This is a genomic window from Pectobacterium aroidearum (assembly GCF_041228105.1).
Classification (GTDB): domain Bacteria; phylum Pseudomonadota; class Gammaproteobacteria; order Enterobacterales; family Enterobacteriaceae; genus Pectobacterium; species Pectobacterium aroidearum.
On record NZ_CP166097.1, the window covers coordinates 3918059 to 3942704 of the forward strand.

22 protein-coding genes are annotated in these 24646 nt (G+C 53.2%); 14 read left to right on the forward strand and 8 right to left on the reverse strand.

Annotated features, from left to right (window positions below; translation table 11 throughout):
• Window positions 1-66: 66 nt before the first annotated feature.
• Genes AB8809_RS17710 through AB8809_RS17720 form a run of 3 tightly spaced genes read left to right on the forward strand, consistent with a single transcriptional unit; the run spans window position 67 to window position 4852 of the window.
• A complete protein-coding gene (locus tag AB8809_RS17710; protein WP_012773678.1) occupies window positions 67-1494 on the forward strand; it encodes a TolC family outer membrane protein in 1428 nt (475 codons plus the stop codon).
• A gap of 39 nt (window positions 1495-1533) precedes the next feature.
• Window positions 1534-3672 carry a type I secretion system permease/ATPase gene (locus tag AB8809_RS17715; protein WP_180778257.1) on the forward strand — a complete coding sequence of 713 codons (2139 nt, stop codon included), beginning with the start codon at window positions 1534-1536 and terminating at the stop codon, window positions 3670-3672.
• A gap of 10 nt (window positions 3673-3682) precedes the next feature.
• Window positions 3683-4852, forward strand: a complete 1170-nt coding sequence (locus AB8809_RS17720; protein ID WP_181845418.1) for an HlyD family type I secretion periplasmic adaptor subunit — start codon at window positions 3683-3685, stop codon at window positions 4850-4852.
• Window positions 4853-4945: 93 nt separating this feature from the next.
• On the opposite strand, the gene AB8809_RS17725 is transcribed toward AB8809_RS17720, so the two are convergent.
• The gene (locus tag AB8809_RS17725) at window positions 4946-6154 is read right to left on the reverse strand and encodes a glycosyl hydrolase family 28 protein (protein WP_349855138.1); all 1209 of its coding nucleotides are present in this window, start codon (window positions 6152-6154) and stop codon (window positions 4946-4948) included.
• Window positions 6155-6856: 702 nt separating this feature from the next.
• On the opposite strand from AB8809_RS17725, the gene pelI reads away from it, so the two are divergent.
• Window positions 6857-7912 (forward strand): pectate lyase PelI, encoded by a 1056-nt coding sequence (gene pelI, locus AB8809_RS17730; RefSeq protein WP_012773674.1) that lies wholly within the window; start codon window positions 6857-6859, stop codon window positions 7910-7912.
• 100 nt (window positions 7913-8012) lie between these two features.
• On the opposite strand, the gene uxuA is transcribed toward pelI, so the two are convergent.
• Window positions 8013-9212: a mannonate dehydratase gene (uxuA, locus tag AB8809_RS17735; protein WP_349855139.1), complete on the reverse strand. Its 1200-nt coding sequence runs from the start codon at window positions 9210-9212 to the stop codon at window positions 8013-8015.
• 262 nt (window positions 9213-9474) lie between these two features.
• Complete coding sequence (locus AB8809_RS17740; RefSeq protein WP_349855140.1) at window positions 9475-10209, reverse strand: FCD domain-containing protein; 735 nt, start codon at window positions 10207-10209, stop codon at window positions 9475-9477.
• A gap of 211 nt (window positions 10210-10420) precedes the next feature.
• On the opposite strand from AB8809_RS17740, the gene AB8809_RS17745 reads away from it, so the two are divergent.
• The 6 genes from AB8809_RS17745 to AB8809_RS17770 all read left to right on the forward strand — a co-directional run bounded on the left by AB8809_RS17745 (window position 10421) and on the right by AB8809_RS17770 (window position 15963).
• A complete protein-coding gene (locus AB8809_RS17745) occupies window positions 10421-11614 on the forward strand; it encodes a carboxylesterase (RefSeq protein ID WP_181845421.1) in 1194 nt (397 codons plus the stop codon).
• A 414-nt stretch (window positions 11615-12028) separates the two neighbouring features.
• Entirely contained in the window at window positions 12029-13273 is a 1245-nt protein-coding gene (locus tag AB8809_RS17750; RefSeq protein ID WP_180778253.1) for a SpoIIE family protein phosphatase, read from the forward strand.
• Window positions 13274-13286: 13 nt separating this feature from the next.
• Window positions 13287-13841: a SiaB family protein kinase gene (locus tag AB8809_RS17755; RefSeq protein ID WP_012773669.1), complete on the forward strand. Its 555-nt coding sequence runs from the start codon at window positions 13287-13289 to the stop codon at window positions 13839-13841.
• A 1-nt stretch (window position 13842) separates the two neighbouring features.
• A complete protein-coding gene (locus AB8809_RS17760) occupies window positions 13843-14295 on the forward strand; it encodes a DUF1987 domain-containing protein (RefSeq protein WP_012773668.1) in 453 nt (150 codons plus the stop codon).
• Window positions 14282-14989 carry a GGDEF domain-containing protein gene (locus AB8809_RS17765; protein WP_012773667.1) on the forward strand — a complete coding sequence of 236 codons (708 nt, stop codon included), beginning with the start codon at window positions 14282-14284 and terminating at the stop codon, window positions 14987-14989. The genes AB8809_RS17760 and AB8809_RS17765 overlap by 14 nt, the downstream gene beginning before the upstream one ends.
• A gap of 80 nt (window positions 14990-15069) precedes the next feature.
• On the forward strand, window positions 15070-15963 hold the full coding sequence (locus AB8809_RS17770) for a LysR family transcriptional regulator (RefSeq protein ID WP_256542229.1): 894 nt from the start codon (window positions 15070-15072) through the stop codon (window positions 15961-15963).
• Here the strand turns inward: AB8809_RS17770 and AB8809_RS17775 are convergent.
• The 5 genes from AB8809_RS17775 to AB8809_RS17795 form a co-directional block, all read right to left on the reverse strand.
• Entirely contained in the window at window positions 15960-16685 is a 726-nt protein-coding gene (locus AB8809_RS17775; protein ID WP_349855141.1) for a sulfite exporter TauE/SafE family protein, read from the reverse strand. The genes AB8809_RS17770 and AB8809_RS17775 overlap by 4 nt on opposite strands.
• A gap of 321 nt (window positions 16686-17006) precedes the next feature.
• Window positions 17007-17129, reverse strand: a complete 123-nt coding sequence (locus AB8809_RS17780) for a hypothetical protein (protein ID WP_256599569.1) — start codon at window positions 17127-17129, stop codon at window positions 17007-17009.
• A 68-nt stretch (window positions 17130-17197) separates the two neighbouring features.
• Window positions 17198-18283, reverse strand: coding sequence for a lytic murein transglycosylase B (gene mltB / locus AB8809_RS17785; protein ID WP_349855143.1), 1086 nt, complete (start codon window positions 18281-18283; stop codon window positions 17198-17200).
• A 136-nt stretch (window positions 18284-18419) separates the two neighbouring features.
• Window positions 18420-18761: a zinc ribbon domain-containing protein YjdM gene (locus AB8809_RS17790; protein WP_010285776.1), complete on the reverse strand. Its 342-nt coding sequence runs from the start codon at window positions 18759-18761 to the stop codon at window positions 18420-18422.
• A 120-nt stretch (window positions 18762-18881) separates the two neighbouring features.
• A complete protein-coding gene (locus AB8809_RS17795) occupies window positions 18882-20498 on the reverse strand; it encodes an EAL domain-containing protein (protein ID WP_349855145.1) in 1617 nt (538 codons plus the stop codon).
• Window positions 20499-20985: 487 nt separating this feature from the next.
• Between AB8809_RS17795 and AB8809_RS17800 the strand changes: the two genes are divergently transcribed.
• The 4 genes from AB8809_RS17800 to fecE are packed head-to-tail and all read left to right on the forward strand — an operon-like array spanning window position 20986 to window position 24619.
• Window positions 20986-21900, forward strand: a complete 915-nt coding sequence (locus AB8809_RS17800; protein WP_349855147.1) for a Fe(3+) dicitrate ABC transporter substrate-binding protein FecB — start codon at window positions 20986-20988, stop codon at window positions 21898-21900.
• Complete coding sequence (gene fecC / locus AB8809_RS17805; RefSeq protein ID WP_181845424.1) at window positions 21897-22892, forward strand: iron-dicitrate ABC transporter permease FecC; 996 nt, start codon at window positions 21897-21899, stop codon at window positions 22890-22892. The genes AB8809_RS17800 and fecC overlap by 4 nt, the downstream gene beginning before the upstream one ends.
• Entirely contained in the window at window positions 22892-23851 is a 960-nt protein-coding gene (gene fecD, locus AB8809_RS17810; RefSeq protein WP_181829864.1) for a Fe(3+) dicitrate ABC transporter permease subunit FecD, read from the forward strand. Before fecC ends, fecD begins: the two co-directional genes overlap by 1 nt.
• Window positions 23852-24619: a Fe(3+) dicitrate ABC transporter ATP-binding protein FecE gene (gene fecE, locus AB8809_RS17815; RefSeq protein WP_012773658.1), complete on the forward strand. Its 768-nt coding sequence runs from the start codon at window positions 23852-23854 to the stop codon at window positions 24617-24619.
• Window positions 24620-24646: the final 27 nt, after the last annotated feature.

Sequence of the window (24646 nt, forward strand, 5' to 3'; positions counted from 1 at the left end):
TTACCAACAGGCTGAACATCCTTTTAAAGGAACTAAAACAAAGAGTGATGAAAACAGGGGTCATTGATGCACACACCATTTTTTATCAGGGGCATGTTTTTTCCACACAATCGCGCTTTTTTGACTCACACATTACGCCATCACACACCGCGTTATGTACTGGCCCTCGGGCTCGCCTGCAGTAGCTTCGCAAGCCTCTACAGCCCGCCGACGCTCGCTCAGACCGTCGCGTTTGACTGGTCCGCCGCACCAACAGAACAGCAGGTCGATAGCCTGGATCTCAAACAGGCCATTCTTCGCGCGTTTGCACGCAACCCACAAATCGCACAGGCTTCGGCACAAATTCGCGTCGGCGACGCCGATCTCCGGGTCGCACAAAGCGCCTGGTTCCCACAAATCGGCCTCAGCGGCAACGTCGGCCAGTCCGATCAAAGCGATACCGGCGGCACGATGAGCAACAACTCCACCGCTGGCATCACGCTGAAACAGCTGCTGTATGATTTCGGTAAGACAGGCGGCAGCATTGATGAGCAGCACAGCCTTTCAGATGCCTATCGCTATCAGCTCTACGGCGTCATGACCACGGTAGGTCAGCAAACCTTACTGACCTACCTGAAAGTCAAACGCTATCAGGAATTGGGTCAGGCAGCAGATCGCAATATCGCGTCGCTCAGTCAGGTCAAAGACATCGCGACGCTCCGTTCCGAAGCAGGCTTAAGTACGCAATCCGACATCCTACAGGCGGAAACCCGCATCGCGGGCATGAAGGCGACGCTGGAGCAATATCGTGCGCTGGAGCGCTCCTCGCTGGCGCAACTCAGCGTGTTGACTGGCGTTCTCCCCACCACCCTGCCCGATCTGCCCCGCGCGCTGCTGCAACAAAAGATTACGCTCAAGACGCTCCCTTACCAGCAGAGTAATTCGGTATTAAGCGCACAGTCCAAGCAGGAAGCCTCGCGCCACCGCATTCGTCAGGCGGAAGCCCAGCACTGGCCTACCATTGCCGTGCAGGCAGGCCGTACCCGCTATGAAACCAACCGGCGTAATTACTGGGATGACCAGCTACAGCTGGTTGTAGAAGCCCCGCTGTATCAGGGCGGTGCCGTTAGCGCACGCGTTGATGCCGCATCAGGCACGCGCGAAGCCGCACAGGCTGAAGTCGAAGCGGCAAAGCTGGATATGAACCAGAAAGCCTCAACGGCCTATGCCGACCTCATCGGCGCGCAGCAGCGTGAAAAAGCCAGCCAGCAACAAATCACCAGCGCAACCTACACCCGCAACGTTTATCAGGATGAATACAAACTCAGCAAACGCAGCCTGAATGACCTGCTCAGCGTTGAACAAGACGTATTGCAGGCCGAAACCTCACGCATCGGCGCGCTATACGACGGCTGGGAGGCAGCGGTTAACTATGCCGCGGCCGTCGATAATCTGCTGGATATGCTGGGTATTGAGCGTCATCAAGCCACTGGCGAGACGTTACCGTCGCTGTAAGCCGGCTCACCTGCCGGATAAGAACATGCAGGAATGTGAATGACACACGTAACCCAAACTGAAATCTGGATTGCCGCCATGGCCCGCGCCGCCGCCCACTATGGACAGGTGGTCGATATCCAGTCGGTACGCCAGCAGATGCGCTGGTACGAACAGCAGCCCATTGCCCGCCAGCTAGAACAAATCAGCCATCTGATGGGATTAAGCATCAGCCTGCGACACACGGAGAAGCTCCGCTGGCGCAACAAGATCTTGCCCGTGCTGGCAGAAACCGACGACGGCGGCGTCATCGTCATTGAGTCGTTAAATGATGAGGGCATCGCCACCTACTGGCTGAATGACGGGGGCGACCTTCAACGCGAAGCCGAACTGACGGAACTCATCAAACACAGTCAGGGGATTATCGTGCTGGTCGGCATCGCCGAGCGTGGCCGCGATACCCGCATCGATGATTTCGTCAAACCGTATCGCAAGCACTGGTTCTGGCAACATTTTCGCGGTGCAAAACGGCAGATCGGGGAAATTTCTCTCGCGTCTATCGTTGGTAACGTTCTGGCACTGGCGGGGATTCTGTTCTCCATGCAGGTGTATGACCGCGTGATCCCAGCGCAGTCGATTCCCACCCTGTGGGTGTTGTTTTTCGGCGTACTGCTGGCTGCCGCATTAGAGTACGCCATCCGTTTATCACGCACCGTCGTCTCCGATCTGATGGGCAAAAGCATCGATCTGCACGTATCAGGGATGCTGTTCGCCCGCGCATTGGCGATCAAAAATGAGGCCAGACCGAAATCCACCGGCTCGTTTATTTCACAGCTGCGAGAAATCGATCAGGTACGTGAACTGCTGACGTCCACCACCGTCGGGGCAGCCGCCGATATGCCGTTCGTCTTTTTATTTCTCGGCATCATGGCGATGATCGGCGGGCCACTGGTGCTGATCCCCATGCTGGCGATCCCGCTGATTGTGATCCCCGGCCTAATGCTGCAATGGCCGATGGCGAAGCTCGCCAAGGAAGGGATGCGCGAAAGCGCGTTGCGGAATGCGGTGCTGGTCGAGTCCATCGAAGGGATCGAAGATATCAAAGCGTTACAGGCCGAACCCTACTTTCAGCGCCAGTGGGAGCAAACGCACGAAGTCAGCGCCGCCATCGGGATGAAACAGCGCGTCTGGGGCGCACGGCTCAGCGGTTGGGCGTCAACCGTCCAACAGCTCACCTATGCCGGCATGCTGGTGTTCGGCAGCTATCTGGTGCTAGCGGGCGATATCACCACCGGTACGCTTGTGGCCTGTAGTCTGCTTTCCTCACGCACCATCGCGCCACTCATGCAGCTAACGATGGTGTTTTCCCGCTGGCAGCACGCCAAAACCGCCATGACCGGGCTGGATGACATTCTGCAAAAACCACTGGATCGGCCGGAAGAGGGCAAAATGGCGCACTGCCCGATCCTTCAGGGCCACTTCCAGCTCCACAACGTGCAATACAGCTACGATCCTGAACAGGGCGATACTGCCTTGCAGGTCGGCAAGCTGGAGATCAAACCGGGCGAAAAAGTGGCTCTGCTCGGTAAGGTTGGCGCGGGTAAATCCACCCTGCTCAAGCTGCTTGCCAATCAGGCGACCGCGACGCGCGGCAAAGTCATCATTGATGGTGTCGACATCAGTCAGATCGATCCGGCGGATGTCCGCCGCCAGTTAGGTTTTCTGTCCCAGGAATCGCGACTGTTTTTCGGCAGCCTGCGGCAAAACCTGATGCTCGGCAACCCGCACGCGACCGAGCAGGAGCTGTTGCAGGCGCTGCGTATTAGCGGCGCGCTCAGCCTGATCCAACAGGATGCTTCCAGTCTGGATCGCATCATTCATGAAGGTGGACGCGGTTTGTCCGGCGGGCAGCGGCAGATGATTCTGCTCAGCAGGATGCTGTTACGTAATCCCCAGATCGTCCTGCTGGATGAACCCACCGCCTCGATGGACGAACAGTTGGAAAGCCACGTTATCCACCAGTTAAGCAGTTGGCTCACGGGGCGCACGCTGGTGCTGGTGACACACCGCCCGGCGCTGCTCAAGCTGGTTGACCGCGTGGTCGTGATGGATGGCGGGCGCATCGTGGCAGATGGCCCACGTGACCAGATTTTGAAGGCCGTCAGTAAACCGGCAGACAGCGCACAGAGCGTGGCGTAAGGGGAGCACAATGAGTAGCATCACTATCCATGATGACCTGAAACGTCAGGGGCGGCGCGTCTCCGTCATTATCTGGCTCAGCCTGCTGGGGCTGGTCGTGTTTTTTATCTGGGCCACCTTCGCCGTGCTGGATGAAGTCTCGGTCGGGAGCGGCAAAGTGACACCGTCGACCCGCGCGCAGGTGATTGAAAGCCTGGACGGCGGGATCATCGGCCAACTGTATGTGCAGCAGGGCAATGTCGTCGAGAAAGGTCAGGTGCTGGCGCAGTTGGACGTCAACCGCTTCCAGTCGGTCTACGGTGAAGCCTTCTCCCGCGTGCAGACGCTGCGGGCGTCCGCCGAACGTCTGCACGCCGAGCTCAGCGGTGAACCGCTCAAATTCAGCGCGGAAACCCTGAAGGAACCGGCGCTGGCTGCACGCGAGCGCCAGCTTTATGAATCACGCTTGCGTAATCGCGATGAAACGGTCGCCAATCTGCAACAATCGATGCGGCTGGTGGAGCAAGAACTGCGGATGACAGAGCCGCTGGTGCAGCGAGGTGCCGCCAGCGCCGTCGAGGTGATTCGGTTACGCCGCCAGATTAGCGAAATCCGCGGCAAAATCGATGAAGCCCGCAACCAATACGCCGTACGGGCGCGTGAAGAACAGGTCAAGAACAACGCCGATCTGGAAGCACAAATGGAAGTGGTCAGCGGGAAAGCCGACCAGCTCAAGCGTGCCACCATTACGTCACCAGTACGCGGGATTGTGAAAGACATTCAGGTAACGACCGTTGGCGGCGTGCTGCAACCGGGCGGAAAGCTGATGGAAATCGTACCGCTGGAAGATCAGTTGCTGATCGAAACGCGCATCAACCCGCGTGATATTGCCTATATCCGGCCGGGTTTGCCTGCCACGGTAAAAATCACCGCTTATGATTCCTCCATCTACGGCAACTTAACCGGTGAAGTCGAAAGCGTATCGCCCGATACCCTTCAGGACGAAGTCAGGCGCGATCAGTTTTATTATCGGGTCTATGTGCGCACCACGCAGGCGGAGCTGACCAATAAAGTCGGGGAGAAATTCCCCATCGTGCCCGGTATGGTCGCCAGCGTGGAGATAAAAACTGGCCAGAAGAGCGTGCTGGACTATCTGATTAAGCCGTTGAACAAGGTCAATGAAGCGCTGCGTGAACGTTAAACTCACGCATGGTAGAACGAGCGTTATTGACAAAAAACAGCGCCGCCGGTTTCCCGTGCGGCGCTGTAATGACAAAACAACGTAGTGATCACACTACTTCTTAACAGTGACGTTCTTGATTTGCCATGTGCTATCGCTCGTCAGTTTGACGTTCTTCATCGTCACTTCGATCGGCTTTTTCGCGTTCTCGCCGTTCAGCACAACCACACCTTTGGTTTGGGAGGTAATATCTTTAAACGTAATGTCGCTCCAGTCAGGCACATTACTTCCCTCTTTCTTCTCATATACCGTATCAATCACAATCGGCTTCGCCACATTCTTCATGACCACATTGCTATACCGAATGCCGTTGACCACCCCGGCAGCCGATTTGTCACTCTTAATGCGCAAGCCATTCGTGGTGCCATTCATGTTCAGATCATCGATGGTGACATTGTAAACCCCCATCGTTTCGCTGCCGATCGACATACCGTGACCCGTTCCGAATTCATTATGCAAAATGGAAATATTGCGTGTCTCGGCACGGCCTTTATAGGCTTTGATCGCCACGTTATCGTCACCCGTCGAAATATTGCTGTGGGCAATCGTGATGTTTTTTGATGACATCGGATCGATACCGTCGGTGTTTCTCGCGGTGGACGGGGTTTTGATCGTGGTTTTCCACGCGGTGAAACCATCACCATCGCTGAACACGACGTGGAAGTTAGGGGAGTTAATGAGAGAGACGTTATACAGTGTGAAATTCTTACTCTTATTAATCTGAATCAGCCGCGGGGTATTCTGTTTTAGCTTTTTCACTTTGGCGTCAGCAGCCAGATCCCACCAGCTCACCTTTTTATCCTGAAGCTTCACGCCCCCTTGCCCATCAATGATGCCCGGCCCATAGATTCCGCTGTTCGTCGTACTCGTGGCGGTAATAAATGCATTACAACCTTTACCGTTGTTATCCACTACGCCACAAGATGACGCCGCATTCTCAAAAGACTTGGCGTTATTCACAGCTCGTAGCGTCACCCCGCTATCGATTAATAAGCTGACGCCCGAAGGCAGAGAAAGTGGACCGCTCAGAAAGACGGAGGAACTCCCCGTGCTCAGCCTGACCGCTTTGCCTTGTCCGCAGTTATTCAACGCTTTTTGAATGGCGCTGGTGGCCGTGCTGCTGTCCGCTTTCAGTACCGTACAGGAGGACGGTGCTTTCGGCTCGCTCACTGTTCGTGAGTCAGAAGCAAATGCCGATGCGCTGAACAGACCGATAAGACCCAGTGATAGTGATAAAACTCGCTTACCTGATTGATATTCCATGTCAAACCTTCCCTTATATTCCCGTCATACTTCAAGCCGCAGGTGCGTTGGCTTCTCTTACTCACCCCAGTCACTTACCGGTGTAAGCTCTTGGGGACTCGTGCGATTGCCGCCTACCCGCAACTCGAATTATTTAGGGTGTAGATATCCGCAACGTTATCGTGACTAAAAAGGAATTCCATTTTCCTTTGGGTTAATAGGAAAAATAAAACGCCTTTATAGAAACTAAAAATTGTCGAACATGCATATGTAGATTAATAAAAAGTCCATTTACATAAAAAGTTGTCTATTTTTTAGAAAAGGCATTCTGTTTTATGCGTGATTAAATTATCACCAGAAAATTAAATGAAGTATCAACAGAACGTGGAAAGAAACCGAATCCTGTCACGAGCAGTAAAGGGGGAGTGGTAAGATTTTTATCTCTTCAAGCCATTCACTTTTCTTATTTCTTTAATAAGAACCTTCCGAATATTTATTAGTTCATAACAAATAATTAAATAAAATATAATAAACAAAAGATAAAATTAAATATAAAATAATCACAGAGTAAATTAAATAATCTGATTAATCTCAACAATTCTGACGAATCATTATTCATTTCAAATTCTCTGCTATATAATCCTTTTCGATGCGCAAGGACTCCCTCTTTATTTAGAATAAATGAAGAGAAAAAATATCCGTTTAATTTACAAGGAAAAACACATGTTTAAGTATTTAACACCGATATTTTTATGTACTGCTGCTTTTTCTTTTCAGGCTCAAGCTGATGACACCATGCTGATGCTGCTGAAAAAAGATAATGCCACCTATTTAAGCTGGTCTACCGATGCAGGCAACCTTGTTCGCCAGGATGTGTATCGCAGCACCAGTAATAATCAGGCGAGCAGCGAAAAAATTGCAGAGCTCAATTCCACCGACAGAACCTTTACCGATTTAACCGCCAATCCAAAGTCGGATTATTGGTATTGGGTGGATACCGTTAGCGGCAATAATAATGTACTGAAGTCCAACGCGGCACCGACCAACCCAAGCCTGGAGCCAGCACCACTGCGCGCTGCTTCACTTAAAGCAGCCAGTTCAGAATGTAAAGCGGGAGCGGTAATTAAAGATAAAACCGTCGACTGCGGGGGAATTACTCTGGGTCTGAGCTGTAAGGGCGACAGTGATAAGCAACCTCCCGTTATCACGCTGGAAAATGCCACCATTAAAAACCTGCGCATCTCCGAAAAAGGCGGTTCTGACGGTATCCACTGTAAATCAGGCAACTGCCGTATCGAAAACGTAATCTGGGAAGATATCTGTGAAGATGCGGCGACCAACAACGGCAAAACCCTGACCATCGTCGGCGGTGTCGCACATAACACCACCAATGGCCCTGGCGGCAAGCCGGACAAAGTACTGCAACAGAATGCCAAAAACAGCCACACTATCGTACAGGGCAACTTCACTCTGACGGGTCAACACGGCAAACTGTGGCGTTCTTGCGGTGACTGCACCAACAACGGCGGTCCACGCAACCTCACCATTATTAGCGCAACCGTTAACGGCACCATTGATAGCATCGCGGGCGTAAACCGTAACTTTGGTGATGTCGCTGAAATCCGCGATCTGCGTATTAAAAACTACAAAGAAGGCAAACCGCCTGTATGTGAAGAGTTTACCGGTGTAGAAAAAGGCAAAGGTAACTCTCCTAAACACGGTGAATTCTGGGATACCAAGAACTGCAAAGTCAGCCGTTCAAACGTTAAAGCTCTGTAATTCTGCCAGCAAAGTTCACGTCTAAGTTGCTATATCCTCTGGGGTTCTGACGCATCAGTCCTCAACAGACCGTGCTTATTCAAGCACGGTCTGTTCTATTTCATTGCCCTTGCTGCAATTCGGTAAACAGCGTGCGCTTCAGCGCCAGTTCAACACCACGCAACTCCGCCAGCCCTTTCAGACGACCAATGGCCGAGTAGCCGGGATTGGTTTTCTTCTTCAGATCGTCCAGCATTTGGTGCCCGTGATCCGGACGCATCGGGATCGGACGGCGATCGCCCGCCTTCTGACGACGTAGCTCCTCCGCCAGAATGGCATTAATGATCGCCACCATATCCACATCCCCTTGCAAATGCGCTCCTTCGTGGAAGGAATTGGGATTGTCTTCGCGACAGGTCGCACGCAGATGAGTGAAATGCACGCGATCGGCAAACGTTTCCAGCATCGTAACCAAATCGTTATCGGCCCGTACGCCGTAAGAACCTGTACAGAAGGTAAAGCCGTTATGCAGGCTATCGACCGTCTGTTTCAGCCAGCGCATGTCGTCAATGGTGGACATCACCCGCGGTAGCCCAAGGATTGGACGCGGCGGATCGTCAGGGTGAATTGCAAGGCGAATACCTGCCGCTTCCGCAACAGGCACAATCTCACGCAGGAAATGCCCAAGATGCTCACGCAGTTTGGCATGGTCGATGCCATCATACTCTGCCAGACGGCTACGGAATTGCTCCAGCGTATAGCCCTCTTCAGACCCCGGCAGACCCGCGATAATATTCCCCGTCAGACGCGCAATCTCTTCTTCACTCATCGTTCGGAAGTAATCGGCAGCCTGTGCCTGTTCATCTGCCGTGTAATCTTTTTCGGCACCGTGGCGTTTTAGGATGTGCAGCTCAAAAGCCGCAAAGGCAATATGATCGAAACGCAGCGCTTTTGAACCATCCGGCAGAACATACTCCAGATCGGTTCGCGTCCAGTCCAATACAGGCATGAAGTTATAGCACACGGTATCAATCCCGCACTGCGCCAGGTTGCGCAGCGATTGCTGGTAATTGGCAATATGCTGCTGATAATTCCCCGTCTGGGTTTTGATCTCTTCATGAACCGGTACGCTTTCCACCACCGACCACACTAGCCCCTTCGCCTTCAATTCGGCTTTGCGCTTTTCAATCTCCTCAATCGACCAGATTTCGCCATTGGGGATGTGGTGCAGCGCCGTCACCACGCCGGTCGCTCCCGCCTGCCGAACATCATCCAGTGAGACAGGATCGTTCGGGCCGTACCAACGCCAGGTTTGTTCCATACCGAGTTACCTTTTTCGCCAAGATAGTTGTTTCATCAATAATGAGGAAAAGCCTACCTCACCAGAACAAAGTGTCAAACGAAACACACAAATTGATTGACCAATTACACAAAAAAACCGTTTTTTGGCCTAATACCTGTAAAAAAAGCTATAAATGTGAAGATAAAATAAGGAAATTGATTTTTTGGTCTGATATCTCTCTCTCCGTGCACCGATGTGATGCAGGAGAGCAAGTGTACGCAGAAAGGAAATATCGGGGGAATCAGGATTCCAGACGGGAGGGAACGGACTCGAACAGGTAACCATCGAACGCCGGATCGTCCACGTTCGAGATTTCCAGCAGTTTGATTTTTACGTTCTCCAGATGCTGCCACATCGCCTGACGCGCCATATTTACATCACGACGAGACACGGCGCGCAGGATCTGCTCATGATCGTCCAGCCACTGGCGCTGATAGCTGAAATCTTCGGTATGGGAGTGGATGCCCTGCCACATCGGGCTGCGTTTACGCGCCTGCCACACCTCATACACCATGTTGGCTAAGACGCTGTTTTGGGTAGACTGCGCCAGCAGGCAATGGAATTGTTCATCGGCGCTTTCATCCACGCTGCCGTTCTCAAGCGACGCCCTTTCTTGTTCAATGGCCTGCCGCATTTTCACGATGTCGCTTTTGGTCGCCTGCATGGCGGCAAACGCAGCAACTTCGCCCTCCAGCAGTTGACGCGCCTGCATCAACTCAAAGGGGCCATAGCCGCTGTCCACTACACCCTCCTTTCCCTGCGTGGTCGGCAGTTGCATGACATAAACGCCAGAACCTTTACGCACCTCGATCAGCTTTTCCAGCTCCAGCATGATCAGCGCTTCACGCACCACGCTACGGCTGACGTTATAGGTTTCAGCAATATCACGCTCGGGAGGCAAGCGATCGCCAATCTGATAGTTGCCCTTCAGAATTTCCGCGCGAAGATTGTCGCCAATCTGCTGATATAAACGCATACCGCCATCCCTTTATTCAACATCGGCCATCGCAATATTGGCCTGACCAAAAGACAGAAAAATGCCCAATTTGTCTGAAGTATAACATGAAGCCCCACTACGCCGCACGTTGAGCAATCTGCACGCGAAATAATTTCAGATATAGTGTTGTCGAAACGCCATTACCCCGTTCGCGATCAGGTTGATGTTGCCCAATCGGCAAGGAGCATAAATGACAATAAACGTATTCCGGTTCGTTTCGTGGACCACCTGGAAGCAGGTGATGGCGAGCCTGTTCGCTCTGATCGGTGTGCTTTTTATTGTGGGGTGCAATAGCAATCCGCGTGATATCACACCATTAGGACAAGCGTCATTCGAGCGTTATCAGCAAGACACGACGCGTTGGGTAGAACAACACCGCGCCTTCCAAACCACGGATAAACAGCTGGAATTACGCTGGAACACCCCCAGCGAAACGCGCCCTGCGGGTCAGCCGCATAAAGCGATTTTGCTGGTGCACGGGCTGGGAGATTCACCCGGCTCATTCATTGACGTCACGCCGCAATTGGTCAAACAGGGATTTCTGGTCAGAACCGTGCTGCTACCGGGGCATGGCACCCAGCCATCCGATCTGCTGCACGTCACCGTCGATGACTGGCGCGAAGTCGTCGCCGAGCAGGCCGCTATTCTCAGTAAAGAAGTCGATGAGGTCTATCTGGGCGGCTTTTCCACCGGTGGCAATCTGGTGCTGGAATACGCGTTGCAACACCCTGAAATCAAAGGGCTGGTGCTGTTTTCGCCCGCGATTAAATCCAATGAAAAATATGACTTCATGACGCCGCTGCTGTCGGTGTTTACCGACTGGCTGATGCCGCCTCGCCCCGGCTACCCACAGCAGTTAGCAACCCGCTATATGCGCGTGCCGACCAACGGCTTCGCCCAATATTATTATTCCAGTAGCGGTGTTCGTTCACAGCTCGCCAAAAAGCCTTATGACAAACCGGTATTAATCGTGCTGGCAGAGCATGATTCCGTCGTCGATACGGCCTATATTGTCAATATGTTCGATACCCAGTTTACCCACCCGCGCAGCCGACTGATCTGGTATGGTGATCGCCCTGCCGGTGTCCACTCCTCGCGCGTTTTGGTGCGTACGGGTTCGCTGCCAGACTGGCGCATCAGCCAGTTCTCGCACATGTCGCTCCTGTTTTCGCCAGACAATAAGGAATACGGCAAAACCGGTGCGATTGTCATTTGCGCTAATGGACAAACCAATAGCGACCTGGCGGCCTGTGCGGATCGCAGTACACTGTGGTATTCCGACTGGGGATACGTGGAAAACGGCAAAACCCACGTGCGCCTGACCTTTAACCCCTATTTCGACTGGCAAAATCAGATCATGGCCAACGTATTGGACGCGCAATAGCACAGGTGTCTCCCTAAATAATTCGAGTTGCAGGACAAAACGTTATCGTTTTGAACAACACGAAGTGTTGACCCTTTAGGGCGAGGCTCATTTATGCGCCTCGTAACGCGGCAACCGCGCGACAAATCGGTTTTAAACCGATTTGAACAGCGCTAGCGCTAGCCCGAAGGGGGAACCTCATTTATGAGGTTCATTAATCCCCAGGAGCTTACACCAGTAAGTGACTGGGGTGAGTAAGGACAAATCGGCTTAGCCGATTTAAACGCCGCTTGCGGTGGCCCTTTAGGTCGAGGCTCAAAGATGAGCCGAGTATTGCCAACGCATCTGCGGCTCGAAGTATGACGGGAGTTGTCATCATTTGGTCATCAAGGTCGGGTATTTTGACTTAAAGACAAATCCGCCCAAAGATTAGCCATGATCGCCATGCCCGTTCCTTGCGCCCGACCGCTCCTCCGGGGTACACCGGTGGCGCGAGATCTTTGCATTCCCTTGCCGGACGTTTCTCCTAACACCGACAACGCCACCGTATTGCAGTTATTCAGTAAAAATAAAGAGTGGGTCAGCCTGCCTGTCGTTGAGGATGGACGCCCTTTTGGCTTAATCAACCGCCACATTTTTCTCTCACAGATGTCGCGGCCTTTTTATCGCGAACTGTACGATAAAAAGAGCTGCATCGCGTTTATGGATAAAAATCCGCTGATTGTTGATGCGCTGGCGTCGTTAAACGACGTTGCCGATCAAACGGTGATCACCGGTGATAAATCGCTGACGGATGGCTTTATGATCACCGAGAATGGGCGTTATATCGGTATCGGACTGGGCATCGATTTGATCAAGGCCGTCTCCGATATGCACCTGCGCCAGCATCAGCAGATTATGCAGAGCATCGAATATGCCAGTGTGATTCAGGCCGCGATGCTGACGACATCAACGCAGGCGATGTCCCGCACGCTTGCCGACTGGTGTTTAGCCTGGGAACCGCGAGACTGTGTCGGCGGCGACTGCTATGCCTTTAAAACCTACCAGAACGGCTGGTTTGCTGCCGTCGCAGACTGTACCGGACACGGCGTGCCCGGCGCATTTATGACGCTGATTTTCTCTTCCGCATTAGAGCAGGCGCTGACACAACACGGTCCGATGCTGCCAGCGCAGCTATTACAGGCAATCAACCGCCATATTAAAGATACGCTGGGGCAGCGTGACGAAACGCGCCAGCTCTCTAGCTCTAACGACGGCTGCGACGCCATGCTGGTGTTCTGCGATATGACGCGCAATACGCTGACGTTTGCCGGCGCGAGGATGCCAGCCTTCATGCTGCAACGCCAGAACGGACAGCTGACGCCACTCCAGTGCGATCGAATGGGAATCGGTTATACCGAAACGCCTTATGACTACCAGTGGTCGAGCTATGAATTGCCGCTCCATGATAACGATATGTTTTTTACCACCACGGACGGATTGACGGACCAAATCGGCGGAGAACGCAGGATTATGTTTGGAAAACGCCGGCTACAGGAGCATCTCCAGCACTATCAACACCAGCCGATGCGTGAACTGGCTAACCAGCTTCTGTCGGCACACAAGATCTACCAGGGCGATCAGACCCGACGAGACGATTTAACTTTTTGGGGCTTCCGACATTGTTCGACTTTTGTTTAATCAGGCAGGCAGAATGATGCCAAACATCAAATACACTGAATTTTTTTCGCCCTCGCACCAGCATGACATCACGCTGTATTACGTGGGCTATTTTTCACAAAACATCATCAGTTCACTGGCTGAAACCATGCGGCTACAGCTGGAGAAAAAGCAGCTTCCTGCCGGTATCCGCCGTCGACTGTTCTCTACCTTCGTCGAAATGGTGCAGAACATTACCCGCTATTCCGCCGCCCCGCTAACGGCGCTCGATCAACCCGTCGAGGTCCGTCATGGCTCCGTCTGTCTGGGTTACGAAAATGGCAAATACTTCCTGCTGTGCGCTAACCCGATACACCCCGACGATGTCGAGACGCTGCGGGGACGCCTTGAGCCGCTGCGTGGCATGACGCTTGATGAAATCCGACTCGCGTACAAGGCCTCTCTGCGTGATGAAACCCCGTCATCAAGCAAAGGCGCGGATATGGGGTTGTTAACCGTCGCGCGTGATGCCAGTGAGCCACTCCAGTTTACGTTTCGGGCCGACGCATCAACGGGGCTATCTACGTTTTATCTGAAGGCAATCATTTGACATGAAAAATATAACAACCTTAAGCAACCTCCATATTTCGGGGACATCCTGTACCCCGGCCGTTGATTTTCACTTTGACACACACCGTCTTTATCTTTCCGGCGAATCTTATCCTGAGAATGCCGCGGCGTTTTACCGTCCGCTGCTTACAGAGATTGAGGCGTATCTGCTCGCGTTGACGACCTGCGCGGAAACGATGCCACCGGATGAGGCACTGCCGAGCATCGAGATTCACGTCTCCCTGATTTATTTCAACAGCTCCAGCACCAAGATGCTGTTCAGTTTATTCAACCTGCTTAATCAGGCGGCGGAACAGTCGCTATCGATTGCACTGTATTGGTATTACGACAAAGACGACGACATTGCGGAAGAATTTGGTGAAGAACTGCACATCGACTTCCCTGCCCTGACCTTTCACAGCACGATTTTGAGTGATAACCATGAGCACAATTGAATTGTTTACACCGGAATACGACATTCTGCTCGCCGCGCGCAACATCGCTAACCAGCAGGAAAGACCTGCTGAAGTTTATCGCGACACGCTGCTGGCGTTAACCGACCACTACCAGCGGCTGGTACGAGAATCGCACCGCCTGATTTCACGCAGCGATCGCGCAGAGAAGGAGCTGAACCGCTTGAACGCCCAGCTCAATCAACTGGCGGTCGAACTGGAGTACAAGGCCAGCCACGATCCGCTGACCAGCGTGTATAATCGTGGCGCGATTATTGAACGCATCAACCACGCGCTCGAACGCAATCAGGCGGCGCTCATCGTGCTGGATATCGATCACTTCAAACTGGTGAACGATACCTACGGTCACCCTACTGGCGACGCCGTCATTTGCGATCTGGTATCACGCGTACAGAACGTGCTGAATACCACAAGCAGCATTGGCCGCGTTGGTGGTGAAGAGTTCACCATTCTGCTCGAAGGACATACGCTCATGCAGGCCGTCTCGCTCGCCAGCCGCCTTCATCAGGATCTCAACAGAATGCCGCTCAGCGTACTGCCGCAACAGCGCGTTACCGCCAGCTTTGGCGTTAGTTGGGCACCACAAAAAACCCGTTTCGATGCGCTCTATAGCGCAGCGGATGCCGCACTCTATCAGGCCAAGGAAAAAGGCAGAAATAGAGTGGAATTTCAGTAAGTCGCGTGCCGGGCGATTGCCGTCGCCCTGACTCGCGACCATAATAGTGGGTATCGGCTTCTCCGAGACAGATTCCCGCTATGCGATTCGATTTAACCGATCTCCGGCTGTTTCTCAATATTCAGAAAGCAGGCAGCATTACCGGTGGCGCAGGAGCGTCCAGCCTGACCGTTCAAGCCGCCAGCGAACGTATCCGCGGTATGGAAGAGGAACTTGGCGTACCGCTGCTGCTGCGGTCAAAGGCTGGCGTTTCACTCACTGACGCGGGATTTTCACTCGCGCACCATGCCCACATCATCCTGCGTCAGGTAGAACATATGCGCAGTGAATTACACCAATACAGTAAAGGGCTGCGCGGCCATATTCCGCTGCTGTGCAACTCTGCGGCGCTGAATGAATATTTACCCGCCCTGCTGGGTCGCTATCTGGTGGTCTGTCCGCAGATATCCGTAACGGTGAATGAAAAACTCAGCCGTGACATTGTTAATGCAATTCGCAATCAAACCGCCGATCTCGGCATTGTGGCCGATTCCGTACCGCTCGACGGGCTGGAAACGCGCCCGTTCCGTCAGGACGAACTGGTCGCGGTGGTTCCTCGCGCCAGCCTCTGGTCTGACGCATCGCAGCTTACCTTTTCCGATATTGCCGACGCCGAATTTATCGGGCTTAGCGAAGGGGCAGCTTTACAGGAGCACATCGACGAGCACGCCAAAAGGCTGGGGAAACGTCTGAATTACCGCGTGCGCCTTGCCAGTTTCGACGCTGTTACTCAGGTGATTCACAGCGGTATCGGCATTGGCATTCTTCCGCGACATGCGGCGCAGCGCATGATGGAGCGGCTGGCTATCCGCACGATCCCGCTCGCAGACGACTGGGCAACGCGTAATCTGGTTGTCTGCGCCCGTCAGTTTTCCGCGCTGCCCGGTTATGTTCAGGATTTCGTGGCGTTTATTACAGCCGAGAACGCCGCTTAAAGCAGCCCGCGCATGGCCATGTATACACCCAGCGCTATCAGCCCGATGAAGAAACAGCGCCGGAAAACCTGCTCACTAATCGCGTGGCGCAGGCGTTGTCCCATCATCATGCCCAGTAACGCGGGGATCAGCGCTAGCATCGACTGCCAGAGGTCGATGCCCTGTAGCCCGATTCCCTGCATCAATTGTAACGCCAGCCCTAGCGTGGAAACGGTAAACGCCAGCCCCAGCGCCTGTACCAGATCGTTTTTATTGAGTCGCAGGCATTGCAGGTAAGGCACGGCAGGAATCACGAAGACCCCCGTTGCCGCCGTGATAGCACCTGTGATGTAACCCACCAACGGCGACAGCCAGATTTCATGACGGCCAGGCTGCGGCAAGGTGGTTGCCAGAATCCCCCACAGGCCGTAAACCACCAAAATGCCGCCGAGCGCCGCGCTCGTCCATGACGATGACGAAGTCAGCGTCGGCAGGCCACTCCAGAGCGTCCCGATAATAATCCCGGCAAACAGCGTCCAGAACCGCTTAATCAGGCTAAGAAAGGCGGGGCCGCAGGCAAGCTGCCAGATGTTGGTCACCAGTGACGGAACAATCAACAACCCCGCCGCGCTGGCCGCTGGCATCACCAGCGTTAACAACCCCATGGCGATTGTCGGTAACCCCAGACCAATTACGCCTTTCACCACACCAGCCAGCAGGAACACCACCATCATCGTCGTCATTCATCGCCTCAGTTTGCAACGTCATAGGAAGATCCCTACGTATGAATATTCCAATGAGACGGCTGTTGGTGTCGATGCGGATTGTATTGAGGGTGATTCAGGGAAAATTGGAGGTAAAGGAAGGATTGAGAGTCTTGGAGTCACATATTTATGCATAATGCATATGCAGGCTCAGAGACCGTTTCGTGCGCCACAATAGCGCTATTCTCATGCTACCTCGTAGCACGCGCCCGACGCAGGGCGCTCAGTCGCCGCCGCCCTGCGAACCCTGGCTTCCGGCTAAATTATGTCGCTGCGCGATGCCATCGGTGTTCATGACCGCTAATCGAGCCACCAGTGACGCGTTCCCGACGCGGCACTGGCTTTCGCGGCATCCATGCCGCTCACTCGGCGGTCACGCTCACCGCTGCATAATTTCTTATGCCGGATAACGGCCAACCCCACTTACGTCCCTGCATTATGTAAGAGACAGACCCGGCGAATGGGGCTACCAACACCAAACAGCAGATATCTTAGTAACTCTGTCCTTGGCGCGCGCGGCCTACGGCCTCACCCAGTTGCCATACGGCCATCGCATAGTGTGTGCTGTGGTTGTAACGCGTGATGGTGTAAAAGTTCGGCAAGCCGTACCAGTATTGGTACCCCGTACCGATATCCAGCCGCAGCAGGCTGGCTTCACTGTATCCCGCCAGCGAATGCTGTGGCGTTAATCCCGCGGCCTGTAGTTCAGTGAGCGAGTAACGGGTATTAAAACCATTCGCCAGCAGTGGCGCCTGACCGTTTGCCTGCACCGCCACAGGGGCGCCCTTCACCCATCCGTGCGCTTTGAAGTAATTCGCTACGCTGCCAATCGCATCCACCGGATCCCACAGGTTGGTATGCCCGTTGCCGTCGAAATCCACGGCGTAATTCTTGAAGGATGACGGCATAAACTGTCCGTAGCCCATCGCACCCGCGTAAGAGCCGCGCAGGCTGAGCGGATCGTTGCCTTCTTTACGCGCCATCAGCAGGAACGTTTCCAGCTCGCCCGCAAAGTAATCGGCACGTCGCGGGTAATCAAACGCCAGCGTTGCCAATGCATCGATGATGCGCGTTTTCCCCATCACTCTGCCCCAGCGGGTTTCAACGCCAATAATGCCGACGATGATCTCAGGCGGAACACCGTAAATGTTTTGGGCGCGCTGTAACGCATCCTGATATTGATTCCAGAACACCACGCCGTTCTGCACGTTATCTGGCGTAATAAACTGATTACGGTAGCGGTTCCAGGCACCGTTCGGCCCTGAAGGCGGACGCGAAGTCGGGGCTTGTTTATCCATCAGGCGGATTACCCAGTCCAGACTCTTTGCCTGGACCAGCACATCATGCAGTTGCTGGCGATTAAAGCCGTGTTCCAGCACCATTTTATCGACAAACCGCGCGGTAGCCGGGTTGGTCGCAAAATCGCCGCCTAACGGATGGACGTTGTGTGCAGGTTCAAGCAGGAAGCCGCCTTTAAAAGGATTACCTGAAGGCGCTTCTGCGGGAGGGGGAGCAGGCTGACTGCTACAAGCCGAGAGCAAGACGAGCAGAGGGAGAAAACGAACCAAATGACGCATCAGATATCCGTATAGCCAGGTAAGAAATCAATATCAGCTATGGTAAAGGATTGTCTGATGTGAAAAAACCAGCCAGAGGTGAAAAAGTGCCGCGCGCCGACCGAATGGAAGGCCAGCACGCGCCATCACACCCAAATCAGTTTTTCTTCACAAACTCGGATTTCAGCTTCATCGGACCGAAACCGTCGATTTTACAATCAATATTGTGATCGCCTTCCACCAGACGAATGCCCTTCACGCGGGTGCCGATTTTCAGCGGGGTCGAACTGCCTTTTACTTTCAGGTCTTTAATAACCGTGACCGTATCGCCATCTGCCAGCAAATTACCGTTGGCATCTTTTACCACTAAAACGTCATCCTGCGCCGCCGCATCGCCTGCTGCGGACCACTCATTTCCACATTCCGGGCAGTTAAGCATTTCGCCTTCTTGCCAGGTATATTCAGAACTGCATTTTGGACAATGAGGTAACTGTTGCATGATAAACTCCTGAAAAATTCACGATAAAAAAGTAATAAATATCATTAGGTAACTGCCATATTTTCTATATTTTACCCTTTTATGCGTATTTTTGATAGTGAAGCAGCCTTTATCGTGATTTCATTGCCTATCCGATAACGTTTCACCTCTTGCCGCCAAGAACGCCAGCAAGGTGTCTTGCGTGAGCGCTTTGGAGTACAGCCAGCCCTGCGCATAAGCGACGCCAAGGCTTTTCAGATAGGCTTCCTGAATCGGGGTCTCAACCCCTTCGGCAACAATGTGCAGATTCAGACAGTGCGCCATGCTGACAATATGAGACAGCACGATATCGGTGGGTGAATGGTTATTAATGTTTCCGACAAAGGATTTATCGATTTTAAGCTTATTGGCTTTCACCCGCTCAAGATACGACAGCCCGGAATACCCGGTCCCAAAATCATCAATGGCGACATCAACGCCTTTTTGTTGATACAGCCCCACCATCGGTGCCGCTTTTTGTGGTTCTATCATGGAGGATTCGGTTAATTCGACATTCACATTGGCGCCAGCGAGATTATGTACCGCAATCTGCTCCATGAGATAATTGAAAACGGACATATCTTCAAATTCTGCCGCTTCAAGATTGATGGAGACAAACATCTCAGGGTAGCTTTTCTTCAGTACGCTGGCCGTTTGTAGCGCCTCATTAATGACGAAAAGCGTTAACTCTTTCATTAACCCGACCTGGCGAGCCATCGGAATAAAAGAATCTGGTGAAATTAATTGCCCGTCCGAATGACGCCAGCGTATCAACGCTTCACATCCCACGATCTGAGCGGTATTCAGTTTAATGATCGGCTGATAGTGCAATTCAAATTCTTTTTGTACCAGTGCCTTATTTAATAGATGGTAAGGATTTTGAATTGCCTGCGATGTTCTGGAGATAAGTCCCGCCAGAAGTAGAGAGAGCCCTGTAAAAATGGGAAGAAAATAGAGGAATAACATAAAAGCAAAACGATAAGCTTTAGGCTCATCAGCGTTAACCACTAATACAATGTTACCATTTGGCATCGGCTTCAAACGAAAATATTTATTGCTGTGGTAAAATCGTTCTGTTGCGGGAGACTGGCCAAAAAGAATTAAAGCGATGTTCGAAGGGTGCTCATTCGATATGATGACCATTCCGTTATCTTTTTCAACAAAAGCATATTTTATATTGTGGCTATAAGAGGGAATGTTCATAAAAGAATTCGGATTGAGGACGATGAGGTAATTCGACAACCCGACATAAATCATCCGGCGATATCTGTTAAGTGTGTTATCCGCGTTATACCAAACCTGGTACTTATTCTTATAAATAAGATCCGGCGAAAGTAGTGGGGAACGGTTTATATCACTTATCATCAAAGAACAACGGGGTTGATTGTCCTCAATATAAATCACATCCTGTACATAATCATTGGAGTAAGAGGCACGTCTGAGTAGCTCCATATGTTCACTTGAGCACGAACGAAACGTGTTTTTATCAAACACATCCAGCACTCTGGTCGCCTGCGCCATTATTTCTTCAGCATGCCCGACGGCAACATCAGAAAAACTCTCCACATCATGCTCAAACTGTCTTAACGTCACAGCCGCATACACCAAAAGAACCAGCGCGCAGATAGCGGCAAAAAGACAAAAAAAAGCAGAAAAAATCAGGAAAAAACCGCGCTTAAAATAGAGCGTTTGAAAATAGGCTAACAGGCTTTTTTTCATAGAGGAGACGCGTCATCATCATGAGAAATCCAACATAGCACACAACCCTTACCCACTATCTAGCCATATCCTAAATAATTCTGATTTTAAGACCTCAGTAACTGTCACCCCACCACTCACCCCGGGCAAAGGCGATATCGTTACTTTCCTTCCCTTTTCTTTAAAAAACAGTTAGTTGCTTTCTATTGTTTTTTTCCTGTCGATATCGCCTTGCGATTTAATTGTAATGAAAACCATTATCATATTAACATAACGCCCCATTACTACTTTTAGCCATTGATAGCTGTTTTTTATGTCTGACTACACCTCCTCTCTCTGTTGGTTTAGCGCTCGCATTACTACAGAACAACACTGGCGCGAACAACATCTCACCAATAAAAACCGTAATACGGACCACTCCGTGCTTCCTACATTCAAAGGGCACCGAAATACTGCCCCGATCTCTTTGCTGGGAAAAAACCAGCTTCACTATTAATGGAGTTACGCTATGTTTGCTCTGATTCGCGTTGCCCTGATTGCAACACTTTGTCTGTTCGGACTGGGCCGTGCCAATGCCGTCACGGTGCAGGATGAGCAAGGTTCCTTTACGCTAGATACACCGCCTCAGCGCATTGTGGTGCTGGAACTGTCTTTTGCCGATGCATTGGCAGCAATAGACGTCAGCCCGGTCGGCATCGCCGATGACAACGATCCAGACCGGATTTTGGCCGAAGTCCGTGAGCACCTAAAACCCTGGCATTCCGTAGGAACACGCGCACAGCCGAGTCTGGAAGCCATCAGCGCGCTGAAGCCTGATTTAATTATCGCTGACAGTAGCCGTCATAGCGGTATTTACACGGCGCTGAAGGCGATTGCGCCCGTGCTACTGCTGAAATCGCGTAACGAAACCTATGAAGAGAACCTGCACTCTGCGGAGATCATCGGCAAAGTGCTGGGGAAAGACAGCGCGATGCAGGCTCGCCTCACCCAACACCGCGAAACCATGAAAGCCTACGCCAACCAGCTTCCCAAAGGGACAAGTGTCGCCTTCGGTACTTCGCGCGAGCAGCAGTTTAACTTGTACTCCAGCGAGGCTTACACTGGCAGCGTGCTGGCCGCACTCGGCCTGAGCGTGCCTAAACCGATTAATAATGCACCAATGGCCTCCATCAATCTGGAACAGCTGTTGGCGATTAACCCGCAGTGGCTGATAGTGACGCACTACCGCGAAGAAAGTATCGTTAAACGCTGGCAGCAGGATGCGCTCTGGAACATGCTGGAAGCCCAGAAAAAACAACAGATTGCCGCCGTAGACAGTAACGCCTGGGCGCGGATGCGCGGTATTTTTGCTGCGGAACGCATCGGCAGCGACACGGTGAAGATTTTTAAGCATCAGCCCGTTAGCGTCAGCAGCGAGCAATGAGGCAAGATTTTCATCCGTTCTGGCGTTGGGGATTGCCGATAGCGGCACTGCTGGGCGTGTTCTGGCTCAGCCTGTTCTGTTATTCCGCGATCCCCATTCCCGCATTGAGCGCCGTCAAGGCGCTGATAACTGGCTCGCCTTCTTCGCTTCCAGAGGCGCTAGTGCTCAACTTGCGTCTGCCACGCAGTCTGGTTGCCATTCTGATCGGCGCCAGCCTGGCACTGTCCGGCGCTCTGCTCCAAACCCTGACTCATAATCCTCTGGCCTCACCTTCTCTGCTCGGCATTAATAGCGGCGCAGCGTTGGCGATGGCACTGACCAGCGCCTTCAGTTCTTCACTTTCCGGTTATCCTATCGCCTTTGTTGCCGCTGGCGGTGGCGGCCTGTGCTGGCTGGTCGTCATGGCTGCTGGCGGCGGCTGGCGACAAACGCTCGACCGTAATCGGCTGATTCTGGCGGGTGTTGCGCTTTCCGCCCTGTGTATGGCCTTAACGCGGATCACGCTCCTGCTGGCGGAAGATCACGCCTATGGCATTTTTTACTGGCTGGCGGGGGGCGTATCGCACGCGCGCTGGGTGGAATTCTGGCAACTCTTCCCGTTTGTCATTACCGTCACGCCCGTTGTTCTGTTGATGGCTAACCAGCTTAATCTGCTGAATATCGGTGATGTCAGCGCCCATACGCTGGGCGTCAACTTAGGTCGGCTGCGCCTCATCCTCAATCTGGCAGTACTGCTTTTAGTGGGCGCCTGCGTGAGTGTGGCCGGTCCGGTCGCGTTTATCGGCCTGTTGATACCGCATCTGGCGCGTTTCTGGATCGGTTACGATCAGAGAAAACTGCTCCCTATGAGCATGTTGATGGGCGCAGCGTTTATGTTACTGGCCGATCTGCTCGCCCGCGCACTCGCCTGGCCGGGCGAGCTGCCAGCCGGCGCAGTACTGGCGCTCATCGGCGCCCCCTGTTTCGTCTGGTTGGCAAGGAGGCGAGGATAATGCGCCCCATTATTGTGTTTATTTCAATCACACTGCTGCTACTGACGATCAGCATTCTGTCGCTGCGCCTGGGAGCCATTCCGCTGCCGTGGTCGGCGCTGATGAGCGGCTGGCACAGCGCCAACGAACATCATTATGTGCTGACGCAGTATCGCCTGCCACGTGTGCTGCTGGCGCTGTTTGTCGGCGCGGCGCTAGCCATTTCCGGTGTGCTGGTGCAAGGCATTGTGCGTAACCCGCTGGCATCACCGGATATTCTCGGAGTGAACCACGCGGCGAGTCTGACGACCGTCAGCGTACTGATGCTGGTACCTGCACTGCCGGTGATTTGGCTACCGCTTCTCGCGTTCATCGGTGGCATCGCTGGGCTACTGCTGCTGAGACTGATCGCGGGAGCGTCATCCCCGATGCGGCTGGCGCTTATCGGCGTCGCGCTGTCCGCCACTTGGGCAAGTGTCACCGATTACCTGATTCTCTCGCGACCGCAGGATATCAACAACGCGCTGTTGTGGCTGACGGGCAGCCTGTGGGGGCGCGACTGGTCATTCGTCATGGTCGCGTTGCCTGTCCTCTGCGTGCTGATTCCGCTCAGCCTGCGATTTTGCCGCGATCTGGATCTTCTGGCACTGGGCGACGATCGCGCCAGTACGCTGGGCGTCAACATCAGGCGCATCCAGTTCTGGGGACTGGCGCTCGCCGTCGCGCTCGCCGCAACCAGCGTGGCCGTTTGCGGCCCCATCGGCTTTATCAGCCTCGTGGTGCCACATCTCATTCGCTACTTAGTGGGAGGACGGCACCGCTGGCTCCTCCCAGCTTCTGCTATTGCTGGTGCACTGGTCCTGCTGCTTGCCGATCTGCTGGCACGCACGATAAACCCGCCGATGGAATTACCCGCTGGGGTACTCACTGCCATTATCGGCGCCCCCTGGTTTTTTTGGCTTCTTGTGAGAATGCGCTAAATGGAACTGACAACACAAAACCTGACGGCGGGCTATGGCGACAAACGCATTCTTGACGAACTGTCACTGTCGTTACCCGCCGGAAAAATTACCGCCCTGCTCGGCCCCAACGGCTGCGGCAAATCAACGCTGTTGAAGTGCTTCGCCAAACTGCTTACCCCAGAATCCGGTGCGATTGAACTCAACGGCAAACCACTCTCTGCATTCTCTGCCCGCCAGCTCTCGCGCCATCTGGCGCTATTGCCGCAGCAGCACTTGACGCCAGAAGGGATCACCGTGCGTGACCTGGTAGCCTATGGGCGTAGCCCCTGGCTATCGCTATGGGGACGACTATCACAGGACGATCGCCAGCGCGTACAGCGTGCGATGGAGAAAACGCACATCGTCGACCTCGCCGACAAACGATTAACCGATTTGTCCGGGGGACAACGTCAGCGGGCATTTCTGGCAATGCTGCTGGCACAGGATACCCCTGTCGTCCTGCTCGATGAACCGACCACCTACCTCGATATCAATCATCAGGTTGAGTTAATGAAACTACTGCGTGAACTCAATCAGGCTGGCAAAACGGTCGTAACCGTCCTGCACGATCTGAATCAGGCCAGCCGCTACTGCGATCATCTGGTAATGCTGGCGGGTGGGCGCGTGATAGCGCAGGGATCGCCGCACGAGGTCATGACGCCGGCATTACTACAGCAGGTGTTCAGCATTGATGCAGAGATCCACGCCGAACCCGTATCAGGACAGCCGATGTGCGTGGTACGGTAACGCCCCCAATCAGTCTACACCGTAAAA